The 20,124-nt window shown below is 36.9% G+C and carries 16 protein-coding genes and 1 other annotated feature; of the genes, 11 read left to right on the top strand and 5 right to left on the bottom strand.

Features of this window, described 5'->3' with window-relative positions; all coding sequences use genetic code 11:
• Positions 1 to 18: 18 nt before the first annotated feature.
• Positions 19 to 876 (bottom strand): DegV family protein, encoded by an 858-nt coding sequence (locus ACFVT8_RS12605; protein WP_387081459.1) that lies wholly within the window; start codon positions 874 to 876, stop codon positions 19 to 21.
• A gap of 321 nt (positions 877 to 1,197) precedes the next feature.
• A complete protein-coding gene (locus ACFVT8_RS12600) occupies positions 1,198 to 2,007 on the bottom strand; it encodes a Cof-type HAD-IIB family hydrolase (RefSeq protein ID WP_387079478.1) in 810 nt (269 codons plus the stop codon).
• A gap of 121 nt (positions 2,008 to 2,128) precedes the next feature.
• Here ACFVT8_RS12600 and ACFVT8_RS12595 point away from each other — a divergent pair, with 121 nt between their 5' ends.
• Both ACFVT8_RS12595 and ACFVT8_RS12590 read left to right on the top strand, forming a co-directional pair.
• Positions 2,129 to 2,893 (top strand): prolyl oligopeptidase family serine peptidase, encoded by a 765-nt coding sequence (locus ACFVT8_RS12595; protein ID WP_387079479.1) that lies wholly within the window; start codon positions 2,129 to 2,131, stop codon positions 2,891 to 2,893.
• 53 nt (positions 2,894 to 2,946) lie between these two features.
• Positions 2,947 to 3,255 (top strand): metal-sulfur cluster assembly factor, encoded by a 309-nt coding sequence (locus ACFVT8_RS12590; protein ID WP_387079481.1) that lies wholly within the window; start codon positions 2,947 to 2,949, stop codon positions 3,253 to 3,255.
• A 512-nt stretch (positions 3,256 to 3,767) separates the two neighbouring features.
• Here ACFVT8_RS12590 and ACFVT8_RS12585 read toward each other — a convergent pair.
• Entirely contained in the window at positions 3,768 to 4,454 is a 687-nt protein-coding gene (locus tag ACFVT8_RS12585; protein WP_387079483.1) for a Crp/Fnr family transcriptional regulator, read from the bottom strand.
• Positions 4,455 to 4,727: 273 nt separating this feature from the next.
• On the opposite strand from ACFVT8_RS12585, the gene ACFVT8_RS12580 reads away from it, so the two are divergent.
• Positions 4,728 to 6,854, top strand: coding sequence for an ATP-dependent Clp protease ATP-binding subunit (locus ACFVT8_RS12580; RefSeq protein ID WP_387079485.1), 2,127 nt, complete (start codon positions 4,728 to 4,730; stop codon positions 6,852 to 6,854).
• A 48-nt stretch (positions 6,855 to 6,902) separates the two neighbouring features.
• Here ACFVT8_RS12580 and ACFVT8_RS12575 read toward each other — a convergent pair whose 3' ends face one another.
• A complete protein-coding gene (locus ACFVT8_RS12575) occupies positions 6,903 to 7,097 on the bottom strand; it encodes a YjzD family protein (RefSeq protein ID WP_132363953.1) in 195 nt (64 codons plus the stop codon).
• A 1,031-nt stretch (positions 7,098 to 8,128) separates the two neighbouring features.
• Between ACFVT8_RS12575 and ACFVT8_RS12570 the strand changes: the two genes are divergently transcribed.
• From ACFVT8_RS12570 to ACFVT8_RS12560, 3 genes are all read left to right on the top strand, one after another.
• Positions 8,129 to 9,067, top strand: coding sequence for a beta-ketoacyl-ACP synthase III (locus tag ACFVT8_RS12570; RefSeq protein WP_387079487.1), 939 nt, complete (start codon positions 8,129 to 8,131; stop codon positions 9,065 to 9,067).
• Between the two features lie 31 nt (positions 9,068 to 9,098).
• Complete coding sequence (gene fabF, locus ACFVT8_RS12565; RefSeq protein ID WP_387079488.1) at positions 9,099 to 10,340, top strand: beta-ketoacyl-ACP synthase II; 1,242 nt, start codon at positions 9,099 to 9,101, stop codon at positions 10,338 to 10,340.
• 434 nt (positions 10,341 to 10,774) lie between these two features.
• A complete protein-coding gene (locus ACFVT8_RS12560) occupies positions 10,775 to 11,005 on the top strand; it encodes a YuzI family membrane protein (protein WP_049668143.1) in 231 nt (76 codons plus the stop codon).
• 62 nt (positions 11,006 to 11,067) lie between these two features.
• Here ACFVT8_RS12560 and trpS read toward each other — a convergent pair whose 3' ends face one another.
• Positions 11,068 to 12,057 (bottom strand): tryptophan--tRNA ligase, encoded by a 990-nt coding sequence (gene trpS / locus ACFVT8_RS12555; protein ID WP_387079490.1) that lies wholly within the window; start codon positions 12,055 to 12,057, stop codon positions 11,068 to 11,070.
• A gap of 91 nt (positions 12,058 to 12,148) precedes the next feature.
• Positions 12,149 to 12,382: a binding site (T-box leader), on the bottom strand.
• A 607-nt stretch (positions 12,383 to 12,989) separates the two neighbouring features.
• On the opposite strand from trpS, the gene spxA reads away from it, so the two are divergent.
• From spxA to ACFVT8_RS12530, 5 genes are all read left to right on the top strand, one after another.
• Positions 12,990 to 13,385: a transcriptional regulator SpxA gene (gene spxA / locus ACFVT8_RS12550; RefSeq protein ID WP_024362527.1), complete on the top strand. Its 396-nt coding sequence runs from the start codon at positions 12,990 to 12,992 to the stop codon at positions 13,383 to 13,385.
• 433 nt (positions 13,386 to 13,818) lie between these two features.
• On the top strand, positions 13,819 to 14,487 hold the full coding sequence (gene mecA, locus ACFVT8_RS12545; protein ID WP_387079492.1) for an adaptor protein MecA: 669 nt from the start codon (positions 13,819 to 13,821) through the stop codon (positions 14,485 to 14,487).
• A 203-nt stretch (positions 14,488 to 14,690) separates the two neighbouring features.
• Entirely contained in the window at positions 14,691 to 15,809 is a 1,119-nt protein-coding gene (locus ACFVT8_RS12540) for a competence protein CoiA (RefSeq protein ID WP_387079493.1), read from the top strand.
• 48 nt (positions 15,810 to 15,857) lie between these two features.
• Entirely contained in the window at positions 15,858 to 17,669 is a 1,812-nt protein-coding gene (gene pepF / locus ACFVT8_RS12535) for an oligoendopeptidase F (protein WP_387079494.1), read from the top strand.
• 717 nt (positions 17,670 to 18,386) lie between these two features.
• The gene (locus tag ACFVT8_RS12530; protein WP_387079496.1) at positions 18,387 to 20,075 is read left to right on the top strand and encodes an MFS transporter; all 1,689 of its coding nucleotides are present in this window, start codon (positions 18,387 to 18,389) and stop codon (positions 20,073 to 20,075) included.
• Positions 20,076 to 20,124: the final 49 nt, after the last annotated feature.

The raw sequence follows: 20,124 nt of genomic DNA, 5'->3' as shown, positions 1-20,124 counted from the left end.
GTGCGGAGGGGGTTTTTGCTAAGCTTGATAGCTTTTATTCGTAAAGAAGATGGCAATTGTGCCTGGCCCTACGTGTGAGCCAATAGCTGAACCGATCATTGTTACTTGAATGGCTCTTGGAGAAAATTTTTCTTGGATAGAAGCCTTTACTTCGTTGGCAAAGTTCGCATCATCACTATGGCTAATACCAACAATTTTATCAGAAAAATTATCACCGCGCTCCTGCATTAGATCTAACATACGAGCGATAGCTTTCTTGCGTCCGCGAGATTTTTCAATCGGCACAAGCTTACCATCCTCTACATTTAAAATAGGTTTAATACTTAGGAGCCCTCCGAGAAATGCGCTTGCCTTTGATACACGCCCACCTTTAGCGAGGTAATCTAAATCCTCTACCGTAAATAAGTGCTCCATTTGTGGGGTAAGTGCTGTAATTTTTGCTTCGATTTCCTCTAATGAAGCACCTTCATTTCGAAGTCGAACGGCTTCTACAACTACTAGACCAAAACCTAGCGAAGCACATTTTGAATCGATGATAGCTAATTTAAGGGATGGATATTGCTCCTGTACTTGATTGCGGATCATGACCGCAGTATTATAGGTGCCTGATAATTCCGAAGAAAAGGCAATATAGATTCCTTCTTCATCATTTTTTGCTAGATTTTCAAAATGCTTGAGAAAAAGCTCCGGTGATACTTGGGAAGTTTTTGGACGAGCACCTTGGCGAATAGCATCGTAAATTTCTTTGGAATCAATCGAGATGACATCATCATATTCATTATTGTTCAATTGGACTCGTAGTGGAAGAAGTTCAATATTGTTTTCTTCATAGTAAGACTTTGGTAAATCACATCCACTATCAGTAAAAATTTTCATCATTTGTCCCCCTAATTTAACATTCTTTTAACTCTATATGAGAAGTTTTCAAATACCTATACTACTTAATAGGTGAACAAGTGTCGAGTTTTCACTTTCCACTCTATATTTCTACATAAATGTTATATAGATATAATATCATATCGAGTTCCAGTATAATTGCAATCCAGGAATAGTGATGTATTTTTAACTTCTTTCGCGCAGGTGGCTGAAAGAAGTTAAAGCCTCCGGCGGATGTCACGGAATCGGAAAGGCCTACACAAAGCCGATTTCGGACGCAATTATGCCGAGGCATATAAAAAGTGGGATATCACTACTTAACTAGGATAATTTCAAACGATCAATGAGTATTTTAGCGATTCCATCGTCATTATTGGTTGTCGTAATTTCATTGGCTATATTTTTTAACGCAGGAATGCCATTGCCCATTGCAACACCAATGCCGGCATAATCAATCATTTCTAAATCGTTATCTTCATCACCGAATGCAATAATTCGCTCGCGTGGGATTCCTAAATCTTTTGCTACATGAGCGATTCCTACTGCTTTATTTAAGCCACGGCGAACAATCTCAATAATGTGAAGTGGCGCACCCCAACGACGATGTTCAATGACCTCTGCATGAACAGCCTGTAAATGATCACGAATAATCATTGAATTTACTTCGTTAGCTTGGATTAGTAAACTAGTTGGGTTATCAAGTAAATGGGTATAGAGATCCCCAAGAGTAATTTTTGGATTCCCCATATTAAAAATATTTAATATCCGTTCATCCTCTGTATGCACATAAATATCGTCCTTAACCTCCGCAATAATATTTTCATATTCATAGCTATTGATGGAATCGACGACATCATGCACTACGCCTAAATCAATAGGAGTATGCTTAGTCTGCCAAGCAGCATTTTTTGGGTGGTGGACATAAGCGCCATTAAAATTCACGATGGGCGTAGTAAGGCCAAGCTCGTGATAGTATATATCACTCGCACGATAAGGACGGCCTGTAGCAATCATAACTTGATGACCTTGTTCCTTTGCCTGCAATAATGTTTTTTTAGTATTGGCTGAAATTTTTTGTTGGTCTGTTAATAACGTACCATCTAAGTCTAAAACGATTAAATGCGGTTTCATAGCTCATTGCCCCTTTCCTATAATTTGAATAGTATCGCTTTGTAAACCATTCGTCAAAATTTTGTCACATGGAGAAAAGTTTGCTAACATAAAGACGAGACAAAAGTTGGGAGTGACAAAGATGATTGTTGAACAAGAAGTGTGGGGAAATATTCCTTTATTACATATACATACTGAAAATATGAATGAAGAAACCCCGGTAGTGATTTTCTTACATGGCTTTATGAGTGCAAAAGAACATAACTTACATTATGCATATCAATTAGTAGGCAGAGGGGTGCGTGTCCTATTACCAGATGCAAAATTACATGGCGACCGTAGTGAAGGCCTATCTGAGATGAAAATGAGCTTACATTTTTGGGATATTGTTTTAAATTCTATTCATGAAGTTGAACAATTATATAATGAATTAAAGAATAAAAAATTATTAGTGAATGATAAAATTGGCGTCGCTGGTACATCGATGGGTGGAATTGTAACATCAGGCTGTTTAAAGCGTTATGACTGGATTAATACAGCAGCAGTATGCATGGGTGCACCAGGGTTTCTTAAATTAGCGGAGTATCAATTACAGCAATTCGCTAAAAGTGGTGTGAATTTGCCAATGACTGAAGAAGAAGTACAACAAACGAATGAGCTTCTAGCTAAATATGATGTCAGCCTAACACCAGAAAAATTTGCGGGACGACCTGTACTATTTTGGCATGGGGAATTAGATAAAACTGTTCCTTTCAATGAAACGTATAATTTTTATTTAACTTTACGTAAATACTATGAAACAAATCCAGAAAACTTAAAATTTTTAACTAATAAAAAAGCAGGTCATGCTGTGTCACGAGACGGTATGTTAGCAGCAACTGAATGGCTTGCACAGCATTTGGCATAATAAGATGCATCTGCTATGATTAAGTTAACACTGTGACGGAAGGAGAAATACAAATGGATCAAGATATGAAAGACAGCATGTTCGGTGCATTAGAAAATGTAATTGACCCTGAGCTTGGTATTGATATCGTCAACTTAGGTTTAGTATATGATGTAGATTTAGATGAAGAGGGTGCAGCAACAGTTACAATGACGTTAACTTCTATGGGCTGCCCGCTTGGACCTGTAATTGTTGATCAAGTGAATACAGCTTTAGGTGAGCTTCCAGAGGTAAAAAGTACAAATGTCAATATTGTATGGAATCCACCTTGGTCAAAAGATAAAATGTCACGCTATGCAAAAATGGCATTAGGTGTACGCTAAGTCCACTTAAAGCACGATAAAAAAATCCCCGCTTACAAATGGTAAGCGGGGATTTTATTGTTTTGAAATACAAAATAGTAAAGGGAAATTTTGTGATTATTGTGAGCTTTAGCGCTTCATAATTCTATCGGCATTTCTCGAAATTTTATCAGCGATCGACATTTTGGAGCATCATGCCGCTTCCTACGCTTTCGCACAAAACACATATTGCTGAAATTTTGTTTTTTCACTATAAATTATAGCCGTTCTAAAAGGCCCGCACTTAGTGAAATTGTTGATTGGAGTGGAGACTGGGCGACTCCTTGGGGATCAGCGTCACAGATGAGACCCTGGAGCGAGCAAAGCGAGTGAAGCGGCTCATCGGACGCCCCCAGGAAAGCGCCCAGTCGGAACGGAAATCAACCCCTCGCTTTGCCAGACAGCCCTACTTTAATGGTATCTTTGCATAAAGCTTGACTATAACATGAAATCCCCGCTTATAACTCATAAGCGGGGATTTTGCGTGTAGCGTATTAATCGATACGACATATTTGTAACGGACAATTCTCACAGGCGATTTCATCTTTTAAAAATTGTAAATCGTGAATGGTAATATAACCTTTTTCGAACGATATGATATTGTGCTTCTTTAAGTCATTGAGCATGCGATTTATCATCTCTCTACTCGTCGCACATAAATTAGCGATTTCTGTATTTGTTAACGGTAAGTCTATATAAATAGTGTCATTTTCTAAAGGCTTACCATAAGTATTCGACAGACGGATGAGCGTTGAAAATAAAGCACCCTTTTTACCATTTAAAACTAAATCGCGTAAACGACTTTGATGCTTTAAATTTTCTGTTTGCAACCACTTCATATATTCCACCATTAAATCAGGTTGTTCCATAAGTAAAAGTTCCAATGATTCACGGCTTAGAACAAATAGACTGGAAGGTTCTAATACTTTGGCGGTCATGGAATTATACGTAAGGTTACAAAATAATGAGCCTTCACCAATAATACTATCTGGACCACAAATACGAATGGTTAGCTCCTTCCCATTCTCCGTTTCCTGACTAATTGAGACAGCTCCTGTTTTTATATAATAAATTTCTTTTGCACGTTCGCCCTCTAAAAAAATTTTACTATCCTTATTTACTTTAATAAAAACACCGTGCGTTTGAAAAAAATTGTGAAATTTCTCTTGCATATTGTCCATTATAACCATATCTCCAACACATCGCTTTCTTTTTGTAAAAATGTCTAATTATTACAAAAGAATGGTGAACAATTTTCGATAATAAAACTAAGAAACATAGTTCTATTATAACGCAATTTTCCAGTTTTAAGGGGAGAAATTTTAGGGCTAATTCTTTGCTAAGGTTTGTCGTATGTTGTAAAATAAAGTTAGTCAAAAAAGGTCAAACATTTTTTCTTGAAACAGAATGGCAAACGGGATTCCGCTTAACATTATTGAAAAGGAGTGCTAAATATGCAATTTCAACAAACAGATGACAAAAAACCATTAGAACAATTTGGACGTAATTTAATAGATGAAGTAAAAAACGGTAAAATGGATCCGGTAATTGGACGTGATGAAGAAATTCGTAATGTCATTCGTATTTTAACACGCAAAACGAAAAATAACCCTGTCTTAATAGGTGAGCCAGGGGTTGGTAAAACAGCTATTGTAGAAGGATTAGCCCAACGTATAGTAAAGGGAGATGTGCCTGAGGGGTTAAAGGACTGTGTACTTTATGAGTTGGATATGAGTGCTTTAATAGCAGGTGCTAGTTATCGTGGCCAATTTGAAGAGCGCTTAAAAGGTGTTTTAAAAGAAGTAAAAGAATCAGATGGGCGCATTATTTTATTTATCGATGAAATTCATACAATTGTTGGTGCAGGCAAAACGGATGGTGCAATGGACGCTGGGAATATGCTTAAGCCCATGCTTGCACGAGGTGAGCTACATTGTATCGGGGCTACAACATTAGATGAATACCGTATGTATATTGAAAAAGATCCTGCTTTAGAGCGTCGTTTCCAACAAGTGCTTGTACGTGAGCCATCTATTGAAGATACAGTTTCCATTTTACGAGGTTTGAAAGAGCGCTTTGAGTTACATCATGCAGTACGTATTCATGACCGTGCGATTGTAGCGGCAGCAGAGCTTTCAAATCGTTATATTACAGAGCGTTTCCTGCCAGATAAGGCCATCGATTTAATCGATGAAGCATGTGCGATGATTCGAACAGAAATTGATTCCATGCCACAGGAATTGGATGCAGTAACGCGCCGTATTATGCAGCTCGAAATTGAGGAGCAAGCGTTACGTAAAGAAAAGGACGAGGCAAGTAAAAAACGTCTAGAGCAACTCAGTGAGGAATTAACAAAGCTGAAAGAATCCTCAGAGGGCATGCGTAAACAATGGGAAACAGAAAAAGAAGCGTTACACGGCATTCAGAAAAAACGTGAAAAGCTTGATAAATATCGTCGTGACTTAGATGAAGCAGAGAGTAAATATGATTTAAATAAAGCGGCTGAACTACGTCATGGGAAAATTCCTACACTTGAAAAGGAAATTCAAGAGATGGAAAAACAATTAGAGGATGGTACGGAATCACGTATTTTACGTGAAGAGGTTACAGCTGATGAAATCGCATCTATCGTTTCACGCTGGACAGGCATACCTGTGACGAAATTAGTAGAAGGTGAACGTGAAAAATTACTGCGCTTAAAAGATACATTGCATGAGCGTGTAGTCGGACAAGATAATGCTGTACAGCTTGTCACAGAAGCAGTATGGCGTGCTCGAGCTGGTATCAAAGACCCTAATCGTCCAATTGGTAGCTTTTTATTCCTAGGGCCAACAGGGGTTGGTAAAACAGAGCTCGCAAAGGCACTTGCGGCACAATTGTTTGATTCTGAGGATCATTTTATTCGCATTGATATGAGTGAATATATGGAGAAACATAGCGTATCACGTCTTGTAGGGGCACCTCCTGGCTATATTGGCTATGAGGAAGGTGGACAATTAACAGAAGCTGTTCGCCGAAATCCATATTCAGTTGTATTATTAGATGAAATTGAAAAAGCCCACCCTGATGTTGCGAATATTTTACTGCAAATTTTGGATGATGGACGTATTACGGATAGCCAAGGTCGTATGGTCAACTTTACGAACACAGTGGTTATTTTAACTTCTAACATTGGCTCAAGCTATTTAATGGAAGCGAAAGAAGATGATGTTGCAGTTGAGGATTTAGTGATGGCTGCACTGCGTCAACACTTTAAACCAGAGCTGTTAAACCGTATGGATGATATTATTATGTTCCATGCATTATCAGATGAACACTTTACTGCGATCGCTTGGAAATATGTCGAACAGCTTATCAAACGAGTTGCAGAGCAAGACATTACTTTACAAGTAGAACAAAATGTAATTGATTGGGTTGTAGAACAAGGCGCAGATGCTCAGTTTGGCGCAAGACCACTAAAACGCTTCGTGCAACGTTATATTGAAACTGCGGTTGCGAAAGAATTACTTCGAGGTGAAGTATTACCAGGAGAGACATTGCACATTAGAATGCATGACGGTCAATGTGTCGTGGAAAAATAACAAAAAAACCTGTTCCGCATTGAGCGAAACAGGTTTTTTCTAGTTGAATTAATGATTGTCTGCAGCTTCTGGAGTTGACTCGTTTGGAATAACTGCACCGATAATGAAAACAAGAATTGTAAATACAACCGATGTGACAACAGCAGTTTGGAAATCAAAATCTACACCAAGTACAGAGCTTACTACGTAGTTTAACATTGAAACTAGTAGGAATGACCATATGAATGTTACGATATATTGCATTAATTTCACCTCAACCGAACTTTTTTATATCATTATCATATCATAACATAAATCGAAAAAAAAAGAACCTTTTCTGTGAAACAAGGCGAATTTGTCACAACGATAACCTTAATTCTGTTCTTTCATGTAATTTCAGTAGGATCGGCGAAATTCGAAGAGTCGTAAATGATGATTGCTAGAGAGTGTTCGAGGTTATTTAAATCTAAGGAGAAGTCGTTCTATACCGAGGTGGCTTATTGGGTCATCTGTGTGTTGGTCATTTTTAATTTGAAACTTTTTTTACATACAATTCGTACTATAACTAGACCATTCAAATTGAAAGAACTGAAAAAAGGGAGAAATGAATTTTTGAACCATTGAATGAAACAATTACTTTTTGTGATTTACTTGATTACCATTGCGGATGCATATTACTCAACGTTGTTTATTGAACCGAAATCACCACCGCAACACCAGACGATTAAAGCGTCAGCCATTACGTTGATACAACTACGGTAGCAAACCTAATAAAAAGAAATTTACAACACGTCGTTTGAAACCTTCTGTATTGCAACCTATCAAGCGATTTCTTCAGAGCATTAAGTGTTCCGAAGAGAATATGATCCTTCACGATCTATTAGAGAATAGATTGGACGTACGCAGATTCATGCGAGAGCCACCTTTCATCTTTTTACGATATCGACTTTTACGTTGTTGATAATATATATGTTAACAATTGTTAGGCTAAAGCTGCAGATTTATTTGCAGCTTTTTTTCATTAACCGCCATTAAATTTTTCAGTCTCACTTATCCAAAAAAATATGCTTTTTCTTGCATCAGCTCTAAAAGTTAGAGATGACATTTGTTAAATCGTTTGCAATGTATATAAGTTGATTTCCGTTCCAGGCGCACCAAGTAGGAACGAAAATCAATCCCACATTGTGGTGATGAGGAACGTTAAATATAATTCATCTTGCACCTCTCCTTAATTATGAGTTATAATTAAGACCAGTTACTAATAATTGATAGTAAGAAAGCAGAGGGGTTGCTAAATGAACGCTGGTATTATAGGAATTGGCAAATACGTTCCGGAGAAGGTCGTAACAAATTTTGATTTAGAAAAAATTATGGACACTTCGGATGAATGGATTCGAACTCGCACAGGGATTGAAGAACGCCATTTTGCCGCAGATGACCAAGAAACTTCAGATTTGGCAGTAGCTGCTGCAAAAGAGGCTATTGCAAAAGCAGGTATTACACCAGAGGAAATAGGCTTAATACTTGTAGCAACAGTAACACAAGATCAAACGTTTCCAAGTGTAGCATGTATGGTTCAGGAGCAAATTGGAGCAGTTAATGCAGCTGCGATGGACCAAGCGGCTGCATGTGCAGGATTTATATATAGTTTAGTGACAGCAAAGCAATTTGTAGAATCAAATGCTTATAAATATGTCTTAGTAGTAGGTGTTGAAAAGCTGTCGAAAGTACTTGATTGGGAAGATCGTAATACCGCTGTGTTATTCGGTGACGGTGCAAGTGCAGCAGTTGTTGGTCCAGTATCAGAAGGTAGAGGTATTTTATCATTTGAGCTTGGAGCTGACGGTACAGGTGGAAAGAACTTGTATTTAACACAGCAGGACACAATCGCTATGAATGGCCGTGAAGTATTTAAGTTTGCAGTTCGTCAAATGGGTGAATCTGCATTAAACGTTTTAGAAAAAGCAGGATTAACAAAAGAAGACGTAGATTTTTTAGTGCCGCATCAGGCGAATATTCGAATTATGGAATCTGCTCGTGAGCGTCTAGAACTACCACCGGAAAAAATGTCGAAAACGATTCACAAATATGGGAATACGTCGGCAGCGTCTATTGGTATTTCCTTGGTAGATGAGCTTGAGGCAGGTAAGATTAAAGATGATGATTTATTAGTACTTGTTGGATTTGGCGGTGGCTTAACATGGGGTGCCGTTACAATTAGATGGGGAAAATAAAAAACGAAAAATGCTTGAGGGGAGTAAGACAATGAGTAAACGACGAGTAGTAATTACAGGAATTGGCGCAGTTACACCACTAGGAAATAGCATCGAAGAAACATGGACTAACATTAAAGCAGGAAAATCTGGCGTTGGCGAGTTAACACGTTTAAATAAAGATCTTTTCGCAGCAAAAATTGCCGCTGAAGTGAAAGACTTCAATATTGAAAAGTATATTGAACGTAAAGAAGCTCGTAAAATGGATCGTTTTACACAGTATGCTTTAGCAGCGTCCATCATGGCGATGGAAGATGCACAATTAACAATCGATGAAGAACTAGCACCCCGAGCAGGTGTCTGGATTGGCTCTGGAATCGGTGGTATGGAAACATACGAACAACAATTTTTAACATTCCAAGAGCGCGGAGCAAGACGTGTAAGTCCATTCTTTATTCCAATGATGATTCCAGATATGGCTTCAGGCCAAGTGTCGATTCACTTTGGAGCAAAGGGTATTAACTCTTGTTCAGTAACTGCATGTGCTTCAGGTACAAACTCCATTGGGGATGCTTTTAAAGTAATTGAGCGTGGCGATGCAGACGTTATGATTTCTGGTGGTGCAGAGTCACCAATCGTTACGATGGCAGTAGCAGGCTTCTGCGCAAATACTGCATTATCTTTAAATACAGATCCAGAAACAGCTTGCCGTCCATTCGATAAAAACCGTGATGGTTTCATTATCGGTGAAGGTGCGGGTATTGTTATTTTGGAAGAGTATGAGCACGCAAAAGCACGCGGTGCAAAAATCTATGCAGAAGTTCTTGGCTACGGTGCAACAGGGGATGCACACCATATTACAGCTCCAGCTCCAGAAGGAGAAGGCGCTTCTCGTGCAATGAAGCAAGCTTTAAATGATGGCGGCGTTGAGGCTTCTCAAGTAGATTATATTAACGCACATGGAACAAGTACACCATATAATGATTTATTTGAAACACAGGCTGTAAAAACTGTCTTTGGGGAACATGCCTATAACCTTGCAATGAGTTCTACAAAATCAATGACAGGTCACTTATTAGGTGCAGCTGGCGGTGTTGAAGCTATTTTCACAGCGCTAGCACTGAAAGAAGGCATTTTACCACCGACAATTAATTTAACAGATCCAGATCCGGAATGTGATTTAGATTATGTACCGAATGAAGCTCGAAAAGCAGAGATTAAATATGCTATGAGTAATTCACTTGGGTTTGGTGGACACAACGCTAGTCTTCTATTCAAAAAAATCGAGGAATAATAAAGTAAAACTATAATCAGTGGGGATTTTCATCATCCCCACTTTTTGTTTTATCACTATAAATTAGAGTAACATGCCAGAAAATACACGCTATGTGAATTGGTTGATTGGAGTGGAGGCTGGGTGACTACTTGGAGATCAGCGATAGAGGAACGAAGGCTAAAAGCATCACGTCCTGTGATAACGCCTTCGTGACCAACATCGTGTTGGCCCGAGACCCTGGAGCGAGCAAAGCGAGTGAAGCGGCTCATCGGATGCCCCCAAGAGAGCACCCAGCCGAAACGGAAATCAACTCCTCGTTTTGCGAGCTTTACCTTATTTAATATGAAAAAAATAAAAAAACGTCAGCCCATTTTATTTAAGTGGCTGACGTCTTTTTTTATAGTTTTGTGAATAGATGATAATTAAGAAGAAATAGAAAGGATGCTCTTATCTTGTTCCGACTATTTTTATTTTTAATGAGCTATGGCTTATTGATTCTCTCTGTAGGGAATCTCATCTTGTATTTAAATTATCGTACACTTGGATATACCTGGCTAGTGGTTTTTAAGTTCATGGCACAAACATCAGCATTTTATCTAGCCATTGGATCAGCCGTTGTGTTATGCGCTGTTGTACTTGATCTTGGTTATGATAAAACTTTAAATGAAAAAGATAAGATGTAACTCTTAAATTACTCTCTTTTTGGCCAAGCTCTTCCGATTATCTCCATGACAAATTATTATTTTTAGCGACGTGCACGACCAAGTCCCATTGCTTTTTCCATGCGTTTTAATGTAGCACTTGCAATAGCATTTGCTTTTTCAGCACCTTCATCTAAAATAATATCTAACTCTGAAGATTCTACCAAATTATAGAACTTTTCTTGGATCGGTGTCAGGTGATCAATAACTGCTGCTGCAACACCTTGTTTGAAACCACCATAGCCTCCGCCTTCATATTTTTTTACAAGATCGTCAATGGAGACACCTGAAATGGCAGACTCGATTGTTAGTAAATTAGAAACACCAGGTTTATTTTCAACATCAAATGCTACAATACCATCAGAGTCAGTAACAGCCGACTTAATTTTTTTCTCAATATCCTTCGCGGCATCTAAAAGTTTGATTGTTGCTTTTGTATTTGGATCAGATTTACTCATTTTCTTTGTAGGTTCTTGTAGTGATTTGATACGAGCCCCTGCTTTTGGTAGTTGAATTTCAGGAATCGTTAAAACGTCACCATAACGTTTGTTAAAGCGCTCTGCAAGATCGCGAGTAAGCTCAATATGTTGCTTCTGATCATCGCCAACAGGAACAATGTTTGTGTTATATAAAAGGATGTCTGCTGCCATTAGTGGTGGATATGTTAAAAGAGCGGCAGATACGCTTTCCTTACCGTGAGATTTATCCTTGAACTGTGTCATACGTTCAAGCTCACCAATTGATGCAACACATTGTAACATCCAGCCTGCCTGTGCATGAGCTGGCACTTCTGATTGAATAAATAATGTAGATTTTTTAGGGTCGATGCCTGTAGCAATATACATAGCTGCTAGGTTGCGGATATTTTGACGTAATTCTTTTGGGTCTTGTGCCACTGTAATTGCATGTTGATCAACGATGCAATAAATAGCATCTCCTTCATCTTGTAATGCAGGGAATTGCTTAAATGCGCCTAAATAGTTCCCTAAAGTTACAATACCTGTTGGCTGTACGCCTGAAAAAATAGTTGTCATTGTTATTTCCTCCTCGAATTTTGTTACCTCGGCTAGTCTCATAGGACCTATCCAAAGTAAAAAACATCATGCGTCCTCATTAGTTCTCTAATGAAGGGACGAATGATGTTTGAATCCGCGGTACCACCCAGCTTGCCTAAATAGGCCACTTTACTTCGTAACGTGAAGGGACGAGCTTCGCTAATAGACTTCAGTAAGGAAACTAAGCCGTTCACAAAGCTAACTCGGAAGTCCATTCCAAATGCTTACACGATCTGTTTGCAGCAACCACAGACTCTCTAAACGTGTAAAGTGCAAATGTACTACTCTTCGTCAGCGTTTTTTATTTAGTTCAATAACGTCTTCCATCTGTATAAGATGAGGTGAACTCATCAAAGACATAATTGATTGATTGCAAAAAATTATATTATAAAGGCTCGGTGAAATGCAAGTGTGCAAAGTCAGACTTTTGGCGGTGTTCTTTCTCAAAAAAAAATTATATGCTATTTTCGCTGGTTTTTTTATCTGTTCAGCATCCTAGGGAAGTGCCTAGTCGGAACGGAAATCAATACACATTATGGTGATGACCTATTTATTTGAAAATGCAACCAATATTAGTAAATATACGTCTATATTGTACACACTGAACTGACAATATTCTCGTTTATTTTTTTTAAATGAGAACAAAAACAATCAAGAAATGAGTGTTTAAAACGCGCTACGAATGGGAATATTATTAGTAGTGCATTAGAAATACCGAGAAGTAACTATACTTTGAAAGTTGTATAAATAGACAGAAAATTTAATGTCGTAAGGTTATTCTTTTTTTTATTGGAACTATATTCAAATATCACAGAGTACTGTATAATAGTATTTAGATTTACATTACATTAATTCTAATTTAACACACTGGTTTATAGATAATTACTAAAAGGAAAGGATGTGTCAGTATGATAGTAACTTTATTTACATCACCAAGTTGTACGTCTTGCCGAAAAGCTAAAGCATGGCTAGAGGAGCATGAAATCCCATATACAGAACGTAATATATTTTCTGAACCATTAAGCATTAGTGAAATTAAAGAAATTTTGCGTATGACAGAGGATGGTACGGATGAAATTATTTCAACTCGATCAAAGATTTTCCAGAAACTGAATGTTGATGTTGAAAGTTTACCATTACAACGTTTATATGAATTAATTCAAGAATATCCAGGTTTATTACGTCGTCCAATCATTTTAGATGAGAAACGTTTACAGGTTGGCTACAACGAGGATGAAATTCGTCGTTTCCTACCTCGTAAGGTCCGTGCTTATCAATTACAAGAAGCACAGCGTATGGTGAACTAATATCTCCGTATTCTGCATAGAATAAGTATTAGATGTTACATATGCAATAAGCATATTGTGACATCTATTTTTTTGTGTTTTACTTAAGTAAAACCTTCTATATAAAGAATAATAAATAATAGGGAAAAGTCATATATTTCCGTAAAGTATGTTAAACTTGATTTAAGCTTAATAGTTTACTACAATTTCAATAATTCAAATATCTTCTGTGAAACGGTGTATATCCTTTTCATTTTATGACAGAACAGCATACAATATAAGTAGAGACAACTGTGGACAATTAATTTTTGATCGGTTGCTCGATGGTTTTACTGTAGTGTGGTCAAAGGTTGAAAAACAAAAATGGAGTATGAGGTTAAAAACAATGAATAAAAGCATACTAATGAAACAAAACTGTTTTTCGACAAATGGCAGTGAAGGGAGATGAGGTCTAGTGGACATCGAACGTGTAAACGAAAATACACTCAAGCTCTTTATTACGTACAGTGATATAGAGGATCGCGGCTATAGTCGCGAAGAAATTTGGTACAATCGAGCGAAGGGTGAACAACTTTTTTGGGATATGATTGATGAAGTAAACACGGAGGATTACTTTGATGTAGAAGGTCCGATATGGATTCATATCAATGCGTCTGAAGTAGGCTTAGAAATCATTGTCACACGTGCACATATTTTAAAAGACGGTGAAACCTTAGATGGTTCTTCGCAATTTGATGAACACAAAGAAATGTTTGCCCCATTCGAGGACGTTGGAGAAGATCTTCTCAGTCAACTAACTCAATTTGGTGACTTAGATGAGTCAGAGCTATTTATGGATACAGACATTTATGTTTATAAATTCAAAGATATTGATGAGTTAATCCCTGTAGCGAAACGCATGACAGATGAATTAGTGGATTCCTCATTATTTAAATATGAAAATTGGTACTATTTGGTAGTTGACTTCGCGAACGCAGATGAAGAACTAAATCATCACGATAGAAATGCCGTTATCAAAGAATTTTTAATACCATCTAATTTCACAATCCATCGCTTAGAGGAATATGGCGAAAAAATTATGGAATTTAATTGCTTTGAAACAGTACGAAAATATTTTATTTAAAGTATTAAGTACTTGATTCAGTGGCTAAGACTGTAGATAAACTTGGTGATCAACAAGTTTATTTACAGTCTTTTTATTTAAAAAGATCTAGATTGAAGGAAAGTAATTAAAAGATAGCAATTTTTAAATTTCAAGAAAAAGCCGTACTTTATTTGTTGCTATAAAAACACTCCTTTACAATTAGTCAAAAAGGAGATAATTTTATGCTTATGGCTTACAACGAGCAGCAACAGATTTTTCTCCCATACCAATACTCAAGGGAAGCTTTACAACGATATAGACAGCAGATGAAATTTTATTGTCCTCAATGCCAACAGCCTGTCCAATTAAAAATAGGTAACTATAATATCCCCCATTTCGCTCATATTGCTAATAATAGTTGTGTACAGTTATTTGCAGAGGGTGAATCCAAACTTCATTTACAAGGGAAAGCCCAATTATTTGAATGGCTGGGAAAACTCGGGCATACAGTAAAGCTGGAGCCTTATTTACGGGAACTTTCTCAGCGGCCAGATATGCTTCTGATAAAAGAGCGAAAGCAAATTGCCATTGAATTTCAATGTAGTACAATTACTCATGAAAAGTGGTTAATGCGTACAGCTGGATATGAGGAAAATTCTATACAGCCATTGTGGCTTTTTCAAACACCTCAAAGACAAACTACACAAGGTATTCAAAAAATTTCTATTTCTCCAATTATGCAAAAGATAATAATTGCCTCAGCACAAGGCTTGGCCTATTTAGTGACCTATGATGCAAACACATCAAGGTTTATTTATTGGACGAATCTTCTTCATGTTCACGGGCATACTTTTATAGGTAAAGTACAAGAATTAATTATTCATAAGCAACATTTTCCTTTTTATGAGCCAAAGTTAATTACGAAAGAGGAATTTCATCTTTATTGGCAACTTTATAAAAAGCATTGTAAGCAATTCGTATACCAACGATTATTACATAGTAAAAATGGGGTACAAGATACATTTTTACGAAGTTGTTATGAATTACGCTTTGCTTTAACTGCTTTGCCTGAATATGTAGGTGTTCCGGTAAAAGATGCTGAAGCGATACCGATGTTTTCTATAGAATGGCAAACGATTTTATTTCATTTTTGCCGTCGTTTACAATTATCACCTCATGAACTAGACGAAAGAAATATTCGATTGTTTTTAATCCAACAAAATGTAGAGGTTACAAATCAAGCGTTACAAGCTATTAAAAATTATGGGATGGTGTTGGCGAAAAGTTATCAGAATGATTGTTTTCTGGATATTTGTGAGCAGGTGTACGCACATTTATTTGCAATTGACGCAATATACTGAGAAAATATGAGAGTATAGGAAAAACTCACATATAAAGGGGGCTGGCACATGGCTAGTAATCAAGTTTTAGTAAGAAATGAAGTTCCAGAAGAGTTAACTTGGCGTTTGGAGGATATATTTGCAACTGACGCCCTTTGGGAAGAAGAGTATAAAGAAGTTGCAGAAATTGCAAAAAAGGCATCTAGCTATGCAGGTACTTTAACAAATGGTGCAGATGCGTTATTTGCAGTTCTAACTTATCACGGTGATATTTATGAACGTACAATGAAGCTTTACACGTATGCTCATATGCGTTATGACCAAGATACGACAAATAGCTTTTACCAGGATATGAATAGTCGTATTCAAACATTAGCGACTAGTATCTCAGCTGCCCTATCGTTTTTAACACCAGAGATTTTATCATTGAGTGAAGAAACAATAGAACGTTACTTAGCAGAAAACAAAGACTTACAACTGTATAAGCAATCTTTAAAAGAAATAACGATGGCACGTCCGCACGTATTGCCAGCGGAACAGGAAGCATTACTTGCACAAATGTCTGAGGTTACAGGTACGGCTTCAAATACATTTAGTATGTTAAACAACGCTGATATGGTCTTCCCTAAAGTGAAAAATGAAGACGGAGAAGAAGTGCAGCTAACTCACGGTAACTATAGTAAGTTTTTAGAAAGTAAAGATCGAACTGTTCGTGAAAATGCGTTTAAAGTAATGTACGAAACTTATGGTAACTTTAAAAATACGTTTTCCGCTACATTAACTGGCAATGTTAAAAAGCATAATGTTAGCGCACGTATTCGTAATTATGATTCTGCACGCCACGCAGCAATGTCTAACAACTTCATTCCAGAAAGTGTTTATGATCAATTAATAGAAACAATCCATAAGCATTTACCAACTATGCAGCGCTATATTTCGTTACGTAAGAAGCTTTTAGGCGTAGACGAACTGCATATGTGGGATTTATTTACCCCACTCGTTCAGGAAGTCGATATGAAAGTCACTTACGACGAAGCGAAGGATATTTTAGTAAAGGCATTGGCGCCACTAGGTGAAGAATATCAAGGCATTGTTCAAAGTGGTATTGATAACCGTTGGGTGGATGTCTTAGAAAACAAAGGGAAACGCAGTGGAGCATACTCTTCAGGCGCTTATGGAACAAATCCATACATTTTAATGAACTGGCAAGACAATGTTAATAATCTGTTTACACTAGCTCATGAATTTGGTCATAGTGTACACAGTTATTATTCACGTAAAAATCAGCCATTTGTTTATGGTGATTACTCTATTTTTGTGGCTGAAGTAGCTTCGACATGTAATGAAGAACTGTTAAATGATTATTTACTGAAAACAATTGAAGACCCACAACAGAAAATTTATTTATTAAATCATTGGCTAGACGGCTTCAGAAGTACTGTTTTTAGACAAACAATGTTTGCTGAATTTGAGCACCTAATCCACCAAATGGATAAGAATGGTGAATCTTTAACGGCAGATCGTTTAACAGAGGTTTACTATAATTTAAATAAACAATACTTCGGCGAGGATATTGTTGTAGATGAGCAAATCGGCTTAGAGTGGGCTCGTATTCCACACTTCTACTATAATTACTATGTGTATCAATATGCTACAGGTAAATCAGCTGCAACAGCATTAAGTAAACAGATTTTAGAAGAGGGTACACCAGCTGTAGAACGTTATATTAATAACTTCTTAAAAGCAGGTTGCTCAGATTTCCCAATTGAGGTATTAAAGTCAGCGGGTGTTGATATGAACGTTGCAAAGCCTATTGATGATGCATGTAAAGTATTTGAAGAACGTTTAAACGAGTTGGAAAAATTATTGTTGAATAATTAATTTAGAAGGCTGTAGGAATGTTACTACAGCCTTTTTTCTATGATTAATTGAACGTTAAAAATTTAAAGAATAATGATTTTTTTTGATTTCTAAATGTTTAAAAGTGCGTATCTTGAAAAAATACTGTTTGTAATCGCTTTCTATTTGACAAATTTGTGAATCTACCATTGTATTCATTGCTATATTTACTATTCCATGATAAAGTGAGTCATGTGAAATAAATCACAAAACAAACATACACCCCTTTGTTTGAACGTGAACATTTCTCCCATCCCCTTTGTGAAAGAGAGGCGTCACTATCTGTCGAGGATAGTGGCGCTTCTTTTATTTTTTTATAAATCCCGATCAAACAGCGAAGTATTTCTGATAAACCTCAAAAATGTTCCGATAAATCACTAGAACATTCCGATAAATATATAGTGTCTAATCTAAAAATAAAATGAATGCAACTGGTTGCATTCATTTTATTTTTTCTTTATAATGCAATCAAACGATTACATTTTATCTTCATTCAATGGATGTTTAGACACCCATTGAATGAAGATAAAGCTCAGGCGGATGTCATGGATTTTGAAAGGAATGAATATAAGGATGTTAGCCAAAAAACTTCGCATCCTGCGAAAACGGCTAACTGACCTGTATCGTGCAGGGCCTAGGCACAATTCAAAATCCGGACGCAATTACGCCAAGGCGAAATTAATGAAAAGAGGCTAGAAAATGAAAGGTAAACAAAGTTATATGATGCCAGTCATTGCGGCGGCTCTTGGTTTTTTTATGGCTTTATTGGACACTACGATTGTGAATGTATCTTTGCCAAAAATTACAGCATACTATGAATCTACAATTGATCAAATTTCTTGGGTTGTTGATAGCTACAACATTGCATTTGGCGTTGTTTTGTTAACGGCAGTGAGATTTGCAGATCAATTTGGAAGGAAGAAAATATTTCAAATAGGGCTTATTTTGTTTGTAATTGCGTCGGTTCTTTGTGGATTATCGCAATCTATTGAGTTATTAATCTTATTTCGTGCGATTCAAGGTTTAGCGGCAGCAATGATTGTTCCAGTATGTGTTCCTTTAGTCCTTGTTCATACTCCGCCTGAAAAGGTTGGCATTGTAACGGCACTATTTGGAATAATGGCGGGGATATCGACAGCATTAGGACCAACAATTGGAGGAGTCATCTCAGAGCATTTTTCATGGCAGTGGATATTTTATATTAATGTACCAATCGGGATTTTAGCAGTAAGTTTAATTCATACTTTTGTACATGAATCGTATGATCCTACTGCTTCTAAGAAGATCGACTGGATCGGTATGATTACAATTAGTATGTCATTGTTTGCGCTCATATACGGGCTTTTACAAGTGAAAGAAGTTGGGTGGTCATCACCACTTGTTCTTAGTTGTTTAATTGGCAGTGTAATAGGCTTACTATTATTTGTAATGATTGAATCAAAAAATAAAGATCCAATGCTTCCAGTTCAGTTGTTTAAAAACTATCAATTTGCATGCGGGAATATCGCACTGTTATGTTTAGGAATCGGTATGATGTGTGTCTATTTTTTAATGGCATTTTATTTAACAACAGTAAACGGAATTTCTCAGATACAGGCGGGCCTAATTCTTAGCTCATCTTCTATAGCGACAATGCTCATTACTCCACTTGCAGCTAAAGCAAATAAAAGGGGGACATTATGGTTTGGTGTCATTGGTTATGTACTATTTAGTATAGGAACCTACTTGTTAGGTTTTATTTCACCAGATCAATCGGTTTGGGCTATTGTAGGAGTTTTAATGATTGTTGGTTTAGGATCGGGTTTAATCTTTAGCCCACTATCAATAGCACTCATTTTGCAAGTTCCCGAAGAAAAGGCAGGGATTGCGTCAGGGCTATTCCAAGTAAGTCGTGTAATTGGTGCTGCGGTTGGTGTGGCAATTTTAGTAGTGATGCTACAGCATATGATGCAAAACGAAATGAAAATAGCAAAAAATGAAATGATTGAAAAGGTGGAAATAAGTAAACTTAGTAATATTACTAAGGAAAAATTAAAGCTTCAGTTCGAAAATAATAAAAATGAGCTAACAGAAAATAAATCGTCACTACAGGATGTTTTACATAAGTTAACTGACGAAGAGCAAAAACTATTAAAATCTTCACCAAATTACGCACATGTTGAAATTAAGAAGAGATTTGTCATTGAAAGAGAGGAAATAATAAAACTTTATCCAGCTTTAGAAAAAATAATGAAGGATCATATTTCCTTAGCATTTAAAGCAGTTTTTAGATTCGGAGCAATTATTATGTTAATTGGTGCTGTCTTCGCATATTTGAATGGCATAAGTGCAAAAAGAATGAAGCAATATATAAGAGAACGAAACTTTGAGGTTGCTATGAAACGTTAACGTGTGTGTCCAAACATCTGCTTAAATAGAGAGAGTCAGTCTAAGAACA

The sequence above is a fragment of the Lysinibacillus sp. NPDC058147 genome (assembly GCF_042884205.1).
Lineage (GTDB): Bacteria > Bacillota > Bacilli > Bacillales_A > Planococcaceae > Lysinibacillus.
Note: the sequence above shows the minus strand (reverse complement) of the source record. Positions and strands in the feature narration are given on the sequence as shown.